Raw genomic sequence first — 11105 nt, forward strand, 5'->3', positions numbered from 1 at the left:
CCCGTCCGGGCACTCGTGTATCGCGGTCACAGGATTCACCTTCCCCATAAGGGGGTTGACGATGTATTCCCGATTACTCTCCGAATCCAACCGATTTCAGGGCGAGTTGGACGATCGGCTGGCTGGTGGGCTGCGGCGATCCGCCGTCGGGCTCGACGGTTACGGCCAGTGACGTCGCGGAGGTGCCGAGACCCGTGGCGACCAAGGGCGTGTCGCCCTCGAAGAGGCCCAGGGAGCGTGGTTGCGCGCCCGGGCGCATGAGCCACAACTGGTGCACTCGGCCGCCGGGCGGGGCACCGTATCCGCCGAGGGTGACCACCGCGCTCCCCTCCGAGGCGGAAGCGATCACTCCGATGGTTCGGCCCCGCCCGTCCCGGCCGCTGCCCGCACGGGCGTCCGGAGCCGCGAGAACGTGGGCGATCTCACGTGAGCGGTCCCGCTCGGCGGCCAGCTGATCCCGGGTCCGGTCCGCCTGCACCGCGAACAGCGAGGCGACGACGAGCGCCGCGGCGGCGGTGGCCGTGGCGAAGGGCACGAACAGCGGGATCCGGCGACGCTGCCGCGGCGGCGGCCGGGTGCCCCACACGTGCGGCGGCAGCTGCGGCGCACGCGCGCGTGCCGGCTCGCGTGCCGCGTTCTGCGGCGCCGGGTCCTGCGGAGTGGTCCGTACGGCAGCCATCACGCGGTCGCGCAGGGCGGCGGGGGGCGGGGCGGCGGCGGACCAGGCGAGCCGGACGGCGTCCTCGGACAGGGCGCGCACCTCGGCGGCGCAGCGGCCGCAGTCCCTCAGGTGCTTCTCGAAGCGGATCCGCTCCGGGGGTTCCAGGGCGTCGAGCGCGTAGGGCGCGGCGAGCGAGTGCGGGTCCTCGCGGCGGAAGAGACTCATGCCACGCCTCCCAGGCACTCGCGCATCCGGGTCAGCCCGTCGCGCATCCGCGTCTTGACGGTGCCCAGCGGCAGGGAGAGCCGCTCGGCCACCTCACGGTAGGTGTAGCCCTCGTAGTAGGCGAGGGTGACGGACTGGCGCTGGAGGTCGGTGAGGCGGTCCAGGCAGACGCGTACCCACTCGCGTTCGAGTCCCGCCTCGACCTCCTCGGTGACCTGGTCGAAGGCCGGGTGGTGGGCGCGCCAGGCCTCCCGCTGCTCACGCTCGCCGGCGGCGCGGGCGCTGCGCACCCGGTCGACGGCACGGCGGTGGGCGAGGGTGAGGATCCAGGACATCGCGCTGCCCCGCCCCGGGTCGAACTTCGCCGCCGAGCGCCACAGTTCGAGCAGCACCTCCTGAGCCACCTCCTCCGACTGGGCGGGGTCGCGCACCACGCGCCGTACGAGCCCGAACACCGGGCCGGACACCAGGCCGTACAAGTCCTCGAAGGCCTGCTGGTCGCCGCCCGCCACGCGCAGCAGCAGCTCGTCCGCCTCCACTCGGTCCCCCTCTCCCAGGCCGCACAGGGCCTGTCCCCTCATACGAGGCATTCGCAACGCACACACCTCCGGAGGGGGTTACGGATCAGCGCGCCGAAAACGCGGGTCGCCCGGCGATGAAACAACTTTGCCGACGCGCCGTAAGAACGTTTGAGATTCGACCAATCCGCTTCGCCGACCGCTCCGAATGGCGTGTGTCAGGCAAGTTGGCACTGAGGACGGACGGCATGACACCTTTCTCCAGGACCGGTGAGACCGGTGCGACCGGTGCGACCGGTGTGGGTCGCAGGAGCATCGCGACCGCGATCTGTGGCGCGCTGGCCGCCGGCGGGCTCGCGGCCGCCGGTGTGACCGCGCTGGCACCCGAGGAGGCCTCCGCCTCCAGTCACCGCGAGGCCCCGCTGATCTCGGGGACCCCGCAGTACGACAACACCGACGTGTACGCGTTCGTCAGCCCGGACAAGCCGGACACGACGACCATCGTCGCGAACTGGATCCCCTTCGAGGAACCCGCCGGCGGGCCCAACTTCTTCACGTTCGCCGAGGACGCCCAGTACGACCTGCGCATCGACAGCGACGGTGACGCGCAGGAAGACCTGCTGTTCCGGTACACGTTCAAGACGCACACGAAGAACGACAAGACGTTCCTCTACAACACGGGCCCGGTCGAGAGCCTCGACGACCCCGACCTCAACATCACGCAGACGTACGACCTCGAACTGATCAAGCTGAAGAACCTGAAGGCCGTGTCGAAGACCAAGGTCGCCGACGACGTGCCCGTGGCGCCGTCGAACGTCGGCAAGGCGTCGATGCCGGACTACAACACCCTGCGCCAGCAGGCGGTCCACAAGCTCGCCGGGGGCGCCCAGACGTTCGCCGGGCAGGCCGACGACCCGTTCTTCCTGGACCTGCGCGTCTTCGACCTGCTCTACGGCGGGAACCTCTCCGAGGTCGGCAACGACACGCTCAAGGGCTACAACGTCAACACCATCGCCCTGCAGGTCCCCAACAGCTTCATCACCCAGTCGCACGACCAGCCGGTCGTCGGTATCTGGTCGACGACGCAGCGCAAGAACGCGCAGGGCTACTTCGCGCAGGTCTCGCGCCTCGGCAACCCGCTGGTGAACGAGGTCGTCAACCCGCTGAAGGACAAGGACACGTTCAACGCGTCCGCGCCCCGGGACGACGCCCAGTTCCTGAAGAACGTCACCAACCCGGAGCTGCCCAAGCTCATCGAGGCGATCTACAAGATCCCGGCGCCGAAGGAGCCGCGCAACGACCTGGTCGACGTCTTCCTCAAGGGCGTCAAGGACCTCAACCAGCCGCCGCACGTGACGCCGTCGGAGCAGCTGCGCCTCAACACCTCGATCAAGCCGGCCGCCAAGCCCAAGCGGCTGGGTGTCCTGGACGGTGACAACGCGGGCTTCCCGAACGGCCGTCGCCTCACCGACGACGTGATCGACGCCTCGCTCCAGGTCGTCGAGGGTGAGCTGCTGGGCGCGAAGAACGACCTCGGTGACGCGGTCGACAAGAACGACAAGGACTTCGAGAAGGCCTTCCCGTACGTCGCCCTGCCGACGGAGGGGTCGCGCGGTCCGCTCGCCAAGGGCGTGGACGGCGGCAACGACGTCCGCAGCCAGCTCGGCGACGCGCTCCAGCCGGCCGAGGCGCAGAGCTCGGACGACATGCGCCTGATCGCCGCGTCCGCCGGTGCCGGCGCGGGCGGCATCGTCCTGATCGGCGCGGCCCTCATGTGGTGGCGCCGCATGCGGAACCGGGCGTACTGACCCGCTCCGCTCCCACCGACCGGCGCGGCCCGTCTCCCGTCCCCCACGGCACGGGCCGCGCCTCTGTCCCACCCCACCCCACCGCACCCGCACAGCCGACCGAGGAGAGGCCATGCCTCCGCGTACGACGGACAGCGCACCGGAGAGGCGCGACGACGACCACCAGCGCCCCGACCAGGAGACCGACGCAGAGCGGTCGGCTGGGCGGGGTCAGGGGCAGACCGGCCCGGGCACCGACGCAGCGGCGGACGCGGGGCGGGGCGGCGGTGTCGCTGCCGAAGCGGGCGACGGGGCAGAAGGCGGGACGGGGGGCGCGCTCGGCACCGACCCGATTCCAGGGGCGGCGGGCACGGAAGGTGCGGACTCCCCCGGCGTGGAGGCGCGCGCCGCGAAGGGCACCGACACCGGCACCGGCCCGGATGCCGAAAGCACGCCCGGCACCCACGACCGTCCCCGCGCCGGGAACGATTCCGCCGCCGAAGGCGAGCCTGACGGGCACGGCGACTCCGACTCCGGGCCTCGCCCCGAGAACGACGCCGACGCCGAGGCCGGCGAGCGCGTGGTCGCGGTGCGGCGGGCCGCCGACGGGGGGCGGCGCTGGCGGGCCGTTCATCTGGCCGGGTGCGCCGCGCTGTTGGCGGTCGCGCTGACCGGTGGGGCCATCGCCTTCGGGGGTACGGGGAACGGCCCGGCCGGGGCCGGTGCCGAGGCCGTGTCCGCGGCCGGGGCGCCGGCGGCCGGTGTGCTGGCCCGCGGGGATCTCGACGCGGGGATCAGGTCCCTGCAGAGGCATCTCCGCGCCCAGCCCAGGGACTTCGGCAGCTGGGCCACCCTCGGGACCGCCTACGTCGAACAGGCCCGGACGAACGGCGACCCCTCGCGCTATCCGCAGGCCGAGCGGGCGCTCAAGCGGTCCCTCGAGCTGGACCCGGGCAACGACCAGGCCCTCGCCGGCCGTGCCGCCCTCGCCGCCGCCCGGCACGACTTCACCGGCGCGCTCGCAGACGCCGACCAGGCCCTGAAGCAGAACCCCTACAACGAACGCGCCCTGTGCACGCGTATCGACGCCCTCGTCGAGCTCGGACGGTACGAGGACGCCGCCGAGGCCGCCCGCACCGCCGACGACAGGCGACCCGGGGTGCCCGTCTTCACGCGGTACGCGTACGTCAAGGAGCTGCGCGGCGACGGCCGTACGGCGCGTGACGTCCTGGAACGCGCGCTGGAGGCCGCCGACTCGCCCGGCGACACCGCCTACGTCGCCACCGCCCTCGGGCAGCTCGCCTGGAACCAGGGCCAGTACAAGACGGCGCTCGGCCACTACGCCCGCGCCCTCGCCGCCGACGAGGACTACCTTCCCGCCCTGGAGGGCCGCGCACGCGCCCAGGCCGCGAACGGTGACCGGGCCGCCGCCGTCGAGGGACTGGAGCAGGTCGTCGCCCGCTTCCCGCTGCCCGGCCCGCTCGTCGCCCTCGGCGAGCTGTACGAGGACCGGGGCGCCGACGGCGACCGGGCGAAGGCGGGCGACCAGTACGCCCTCGTCGACGCCTGGACGTCCCTCGCCCGCGCGGGCGGTGTCAACGCCGACCTGGATTCGGCCATGGCCGCCGCCGACCACGGCGACAAGAAGGAGGCCCTGCGCGCCGCCCGCGCCGAGTGGAACCGCCGGCACAGCGTCCACACCGCCGACGCGCTCGCCTGGGCCCTGCACGTCAACGGCCGCGACGAGGAAGCCCTGCCGTACGCCCGCCGCGCCACCGCCACCGGCTACCGCAACGCCGGCTTCCTCTACCACCGGGGCGTCATCGAACACGCCACCGGCGACGAACGCGAGGCCCGCGACCACCTGAAGGCCGCGCTCGACCTGAACCCCGGCTTCTCGCCGCTCGGTGCCCGCGAGGCCCGTACCGTGCTCAAGGACCTCAAGGGGGCCCGGTGACCCTGCGCCGCCTGTTCGCGTCCGGCGCCGCCGTCCTCACGGCCGCCTGCGCGCTCACCCTGCTGCCCGCCGGCGCGGCGAGCGCCCACCCGCTGGGCAACTTCACCGTCAACCGCTACGACGGCCTGGTCGCCGCCCCCGGCGAACTCCGCGTCCACCACGTCGAGGACCTCGCCGAGATCCCGGCCACGCAGGCGGGACCGGACATCGAGCGGCTGGGCATGACCCTGTGGGCCCGAGAGCGGTGCGCCGCGGCCGCCGCGGACAGCAGGGTCACCGTCGACGGCCGCGGCACCCCGCTCACCGCCGAGCGCAGCCACGCGCGCGTGCGGCCCGGGCAGGCGGGGCTCGACACCCTCCGCGTGGAATGCGAACTGACCGCCCCCCTCCCGTCCGGCGAGTCGGACAGGACCGTGTCGCTCGGCTTCCGTGGCGCGGGCTCCACATCCGGCCCGGGCTGGCGGGAGATCACGGCGCGGGGCGACCGTATGACGCTCACCGACTCGGACGTCCCGGAGAAGTCGATCTCGGCCGAACTGACCCGCTATCCCGAGGAGTTGCTCTCCTCCCCGGCCGACACCGCGGCCGCCGCCCTGCGCGTGCGCCCCGGTGGTGCGGCCCTGGCCGAGGAGGAGTCGGACGCCCCCGCCGCCTCCGTGCTGCCGCGCGGCGCCGACCGCTGGACGCGGGCCCTGGACGACCTGGTCGCCCGGCACGACCTCACCGCGGGCTTCGCCGCGCTGGCCCTGCTCATCGCCGTCATCCTGGGCGCGATGCACGCGCTCGCCCCGGGCCACGGCAAGACCATCATGGCCGCGACGGCGGCGGCCCGGGGCGGCCAGGCCCGGATGAAGGACGTCCTGCCCATGGCCGCCTCGGTGACGGTCACCCACACCCTGGGCGTGGTCGCCCTGGGCCTCCTGGTCACGGCCGGTTCGGCGGCGGCCCCCTCGGTGATCGCCTGGCTGGGCGTCGCCAGCGGCCTCCTGGTGACCCTGGCGGGCGCGAGCCTCCTACGCCGCGCCCTGCGCAACCGCGCGCACACCCACCACCACGGCCCCGCACACGACGACAGCCACAGCCACGGCCACACGCACGACCATGACCACGACCACCGTCACGACCACGATCACCACCACCACGATCACGACCACGACCACGACCACCGTCACGACCACGATCACCACCACCACGATCACGACCACGACCACGACCACGACCACGACCACCCGCACGACCACAACCGTCCCCACACCCACCCCCAGACGGTCGAGCACACCCACGGCGGGTTCACCCACTCCCACCCCGTCGCCCCCACCCTCCGCGGCACGATCCTCATGGGCTTCGCGGGCGGGCTCGTGCCCAGCCCGTCCGCCGTGGTGGTGCTCGTCGGTGCCGCGGCCCTCGGGCAGGCCTGGTTCGGTCTGCTGCTGGTCGTCGCCTACGGCGTCGGGCTCGCGCTCACCCTGACGGCCGCCGGATACGCCGTCGTCAAGGCGGGCAGCGGGATGACCCGGCTCCTGGACCGCCGCCCGCGCTGGACGGCGGGCCCGATGGCGGCCCTGGTGCGCCGGACCGCGCCGCTCGGCTCGGCCTTCGCCGTCGTCGCCCTCGGGGCCGGACTGGTGTTCAAGGGGGCGGCATCCGCACTGGGCTGAGTTACGTTCGTGAGGAAATCCGACGTCATGGGGAAAACACACCTCATGGAGATTTCGCCCGGCTGCGAATGGGGGCGCCGTGTCCGAAGAACCGGGCCATGAGCGTGTGATCGCGGGCCGCTACCGGCTCCTGGCACCGCTCGGCGAGGGCGGTATGGGGACGGTGTGGCGCGCCCGCGACGAGGTGCTGCACCGCGAGGTCGCCGTCAAGGAGGTGCGCGCCCCGGCCGGGCTGGGGGGCGACGACGTGCGGCGGATGTACGCCCGGCTGGAGCGGGAGGCGTGGGCGGCGGCCCGGGTCGCCAACCGGAACGTGGTCACGGTGTACGACGTGGCGACGGACGAGGGCCGGCCGTGGATCGTCATGGAGGTGGTCCGCGGGCTCTCCCTGGCGGAGGTCCTGGACGCCGAGGGCCCCATGCCGCCGCAGCGGGCCGCGCACATCGGCGCCGAGGTGCTGGCCGCGCTGCGGGCCGCGCACGAGGCCGGGGTGCTGCACCGGGATGTGAAACCGGCCAACGTGCTGATCGCGAACGACGGCCGGATCGTGCTCACCGACTTCGGGATCGCCATGGTCGAGGGCAGCTCCGCGCTGACCATGACCGGGGAGGTCATCGGCTCTCCCGAGTTCCTCGCCCCGGAGCGGGCGCTCGGCCGTACGCCGGGCCCGGAGTCCGACCTGTGGTCGCTCGGCGTGCTGCTGTACGCGGCGGTCGAGGGCCACTCCCCGTTCCGTCACGACACCCCGCTGAGCACGCTGCGCGCGATCGTCGACGAGGAGCTGCCGCCGCCGTACCGGGCCGGTCCGCTCGCCCCGGTCATCGAGGGGCTGCTGCGCAAGGATCCCGCGCAGCGGCTGCCGGCCGAGCAGGCGGAGCGGGATCTGCGGGCCATCGGCGCGGGCGGCTCGCCGAGCGCGGACACCGTGCGGGCCGTTCCGTTCCCGCCGACGCTCGCGGCCCACCCGGAGCCTTCCCCCACGCCCCCGATGCCCTTCCCGGGGCAGCCGGTGCCGTCCGGCTCGGGTGGGACGACGACGGCCACCGGGCAGGACCGCGACCGCCGGGCCGGCCGGGTGCTGGTCGCGGGCGTGGTCGCGCTGGCGCTCGCGGTGGGCGGGCTGACGTACGCGCTGCTGAACCGCGGGGACGGCGACGGGACCGGCGACCGGGGTGCCGGGGCGAGTTCGCCCGCCGAGACCAAGGATCCGCCGCGGAACACCGGGAGCGGGAAGTCGAGTCCTTCCCCGACGCCGAGCGAGAGCGAGAGCGAGGAGAGCGCTCCGCCGCCGCAGTCGGTGCGGGTCGCCCTGGACGGCACGCGCACGGACTACGCGGGCTCGTGTCCGCCGCCGGGCGCACGGGCGCCGAGGTTCACGGCGACGTTCACGGTGGGGCGGCTGCCGGCCGAGGTGCGCTACCGCTGGGTGACGCAGGACGGTTCGGAGCTCGACGGTGGCTGGAAGACGTTGTCGTTCCCGGAGGGCGACGGCCGTACGCGGCAGGACGCGGTGACCGTGACGACCGAGGCGGAGAGCGGGACGTTCGAGGACGAGATCAGTGTCGAGGTGCGGGAGCCGGTGCGCACGACGTCCGAGTCGGTGCCGTTCTCGATCACGTGCGAGACGGAGACCCCGACGGGCGGGGCCTCCCCTTCTCCTTCGGACTCGGACACGGACTCGGACACGGGTTCAGGCGCGGAGTCGGACACGGACTCCGGCTGAGCGGTCAGTCGTTGGCGTTGAGCACGGGCAGGTAGCCGCCCGACTGGCCGGGTGCCTTCGGGTGGTACGACTCGCCGATGTTGAGCCAGTTGACGCTGTGCAGCCAGGAGTCACCGGAGCAGATCTCGTGGCCGGTGAAGGTGCCGCGTACGTCGCCGAAGGTGAAGCCGTGGTTCGCGGCGCGCTTGGCGATGGCGGTGTTGAGGTGGTCGGAGGCGTCGTTGATGGCCTTGCGCTTGGTCTCGGACAGACCGAGGCAGGTGATGCCCAGCTTGTAGAAGCGGGGGTAGCCGAGCACGACGACGTGGGCGTTGGGGGCCTTGGAGCGGATCGCCGAGTACACGCTGTCGAGCTTGCCGGGCAGCGTGGAGTCGACGTACGCGCGTGCGGTGTTGATGCGGGAGACGCAGGCGCTGTCGGACTGGGTCACACAGGTCGTCATGACGTCGGCGAATCCGGCGTCGTTGCCGCCGACGCTGAGGGAGACGAGGGCGGTGGCGCTGCTCAGCGGGCCGAGCTGTCCGGACAGAACATCACCCGTTCGGGCGCCGGAGCAGGCCGTGAAATCGAAGGTGGAGGGTGAGTGGGCGGCGGCCCAGAGGTAGGGGTAGGCCTTCGTGCTGCGCTTGCAGGCGCCGCTGGAGCTGATGTAGCTGCCGGCGCCCACTCCGGAGGAGTAGGAGTCACCGAGCGCTGCGTAGCCGCCAGTTGCGGCGGATGAGGAAGCCTGCGCCGTGGCTGCCCCGGTGAGGGCGGTGCCGGCGGCGAGGAGGAGCGAGCTCGCGAAGGCGACAAGTCGGGAACGTCTCATGGAACCTCCCTTAGCAGGATCTCTGCCACAACCGTCGTAGCAGCTACGCGTGTTGACAGGAAGTGTGCATGCCAAGCCTTTTCGGTCGTTCGCGGGGCGCACACGGCGCATTCACCTCACGTTTTGTTACGCCCCGAGCGCCTCTTGTTACGTGCCCATGACAGATTTGTTGACTAGTGCTCAGCTCTCTTGTTCTACGCCGGTAGTTGGCCGACGCTTTACTCCGGCCGAGAGCGGAACGCGACGCTCCCAGGCCGTGTGCGCGAGCGCGCACAACCCCCACATGACGCGCACCCCACCCGGGCGCGCGCCGCCTAGAGGAGGAATCCCTCGTAATGGCACAACTGCGTAGCAAGAGACTCGGACTCGCCGCGATCACCCTGTCGGCGGCCACCGCCCTCGTCGGCGGGCTCACCGCCCTCCCCGCCCAGGCCGCCGCCCCCGCCGAGGGCCGGGTGCTCGCCGCGGACTCCCCGGCCGCGGTCAAGGACAGCTACATCGTCACGCTCAAGAAGAGCGCCCTGAAGGCGTCCTCGGCCGCGGGCAAGGACCTCGTCGAGGAGTACGGCGGGTCCGTGCGCAAGACGTTCGGCACGGCACTGAACGGCTACTCCGCCACCCTGTCCGCCACCGAGGCCAGGCGCCTCGCCGCCGACCCGGCGGTGGCCTCGGTCGAGCAGAACCAGCGCGTCGGGCTCACCGCCACCCAGAACAACGCTCCCTGGGGCCTGGACCGCATCGACCAGACCTCGCTCCCGCTCTCCGGCACCTACACCTACCCGGACAGCGCGGGCAGCGGCGTGACGGTCTATGTGATCGACACCGGCGTGCGCATCACCCACCAGCAGATCAGCGGACGCGCCGCGCACGGCTACGACGCCGTCGACGGCGACAGCAACGCCTCCGACGGCAACGGCCACGGCACCCATGTGGCCACCACGATCGCGGGCTCGACCTACGGCGTCGCCAAGAAGGCCAAAATCGTCGGGGTCCGGGTGCTGAACAACAGCGGTTCCGGCACCACGGCCGGTGTGATCGCGGGCATCGACTGGGTGACGAAGAACCACTCCGGCCCCTCGGTCGCCAACATGTCGCTCGGCGGCGGCGCCTCCGCCGCGCTGGACACGGCGGTCCGCAACTCCATAGCCGGCGGCGTCACGTACGCCGTCGCCGCGGGCAACAGCAGCACCACCGCCTCCTCGTCCTCCCCGGCCCGGGTCGCCGAGGCGATCACCGTCGGCGCCACCACCCGCACCGACGCCAAGGCGAGCTACTCCAACTACGGCTCGGCCCTGGACATCTTCGCGCCCGGCTCCTCCATCACGGCCGGCTGGCACACCAGCGACACCGCGACCAACACCATCTCCGGCACCTCGATGGCGACCCCGCACGTCGCGGGCGCGGCGGCGGTCTACCTGGCGGGCCACACCTCCTCCACCCCAGCCCAGGTCGCCTCGGCCCTGGTCGCCGGTGCCACGACCGGCAAGGTCACCAGCGCGGGCTCGGGCTCGCCGAACCGGCTGCTGAAGCTCGTACCGTAACCGGATCCTGAACCGGAACCTGAACAACCGTTCCCCGGAGGCGGGTTGAGCCTCCGGGGAACGGTTGTTTCCGTCACCGGAAGCTTTCAACTTGCGCCCCATGAAACGCATCCCGTAACGACAAAACCAACAAAAACGTGAGGGGCCGTTCCAGGTCTTGCCATACGGGTTCAATCGTCAATACCGTCATACATCTCACCCGCATCGGTCCGTCAGCACGCGGC

At 72.4% G+C, this 11105-nt stretch carries 8 protein-coding genes; 5 read left to right on the forward strand and 3 right to left on the reverse strand.

Annotation, left to right across the window (positions count from 1 at the left end; translation table 11 throughout):
• Positions 1–73: 73 nt before the first annotated feature.
• Together ACZ3I3_RS37445 and ACZ3I3_RS37450 are read right to left on the reverse strand one after the other, a co-directional pair.
• Positions 74–886 carry an anti-sigma factor gene (locus ACZ3I3_RS37445; protein ID WP_467372245.1) on the reverse strand — a complete coding sequence of 271 codons (813 nt, stop codon included), beginning with the start codon at positions 884–886 and terminating at the stop codon, positions 74–76.
• Positions 883–1425 (reverse strand): sigma-70 family RNA polymerase sigma factor, encoded by a 543-nt coding sequence (locus ACZ3I3_RS37450; RefSeq protein ID WP_167537312.1) that lies wholly within the window; start codon positions 1423–1425, stop codon positions 883–885. Before ACZ3I3_RS37450 ends, ACZ3I3_RS37445 begins: the two co-directional genes overlap by 4 nt.
• 227 nt (positions 1426–1652) lie before the next feature.
• On the opposite strand from ACZ3I3_RS37450, the gene ACZ3I3_RS37455 reads away from it, so the two are divergent.
• The 4 genes from ACZ3I3_RS37455 to ACZ3I3_RS37470 all read left to right on the forward strand — a co-directional run bounded on the left by ACZ3I3_RS37455 (position 1653) and on the right by ACZ3I3_RS37470 (position 8529).
• On the forward strand, positions 1653–3212 hold the full coding sequence (locus ACZ3I3_RS37455) for a DUF4331 domain-containing protein (RefSeq protein ID WP_467372246.1): 1560 nt from the start codon (positions 1653–1655) through the stop codon (positions 3210–3212).
• Positions 3213–3324: 112 nt separating this feature from the next.
• Complete coding sequence (locus ACZ3I3_RS37460; protein WP_467372247.1) at positions 3325–5148, forward strand: tetratricopeptide repeat protein; 1824 nt, start codon at positions 3325–3327, stop codon at positions 5146–5148.
• On the forward strand, positions 5145–6806 hold the full coding sequence (locus tag ACZ3I3_RS37465) for a nickel transporter (protein WP_467372248.1): 1662 nt from the start codon (positions 5145–5147) through the stop codon (positions 6804–6806). Before ACZ3I3_RS37460 ends, ACZ3I3_RS37465 begins: the two co-directional genes overlap by 4 nt.
• A 79-nt stretch (positions 6807–6885) precedes the next feature.
• Complete coding sequence (locus ACZ3I3_RS37470) at positions 6886–8529, forward strand: serine/threonine-protein kinase (RefSeq protein WP_467372249.1); 1644 nt, start codon at positions 6886–6888, stop codon at positions 8527–8529.
• Positions 8530–8533: 4 nt separating this feature from the next.
• Here ACZ3I3_RS37470 and ACZ3I3_RS37475 read toward each other — a convergent pair whose 3' ends face one another.
• A complete protein-coding gene (locus tag ACZ3I3_RS37475; protein WP_467372250.1) occupies positions 8534–9340 on the reverse strand; it encodes an SGNH/GDSL hydrolase family protein in 807 nt (268 codons plus the stop codon).
• 335 nt (positions 9341–9675) lie between these two features.
• Between ACZ3I3_RS37475 and ACZ3I3_RS37480 the strand changes: the two genes are divergently transcribed.
• A complete protein-coding gene (locus ACZ3I3_RS37480; RefSeq protein ID WP_467372251.1) occupies positions 9676–10881 on the forward strand; it encodes a S8 family peptidase in 1206 nt (401 codons plus the stop codon).
• The last annotated feature ends 224 nt before the right edge of the window (positions 10882–11105 follow it).

This window comes from Streptomyces sp. NPDC016851 (assembly GCF_055562795.1).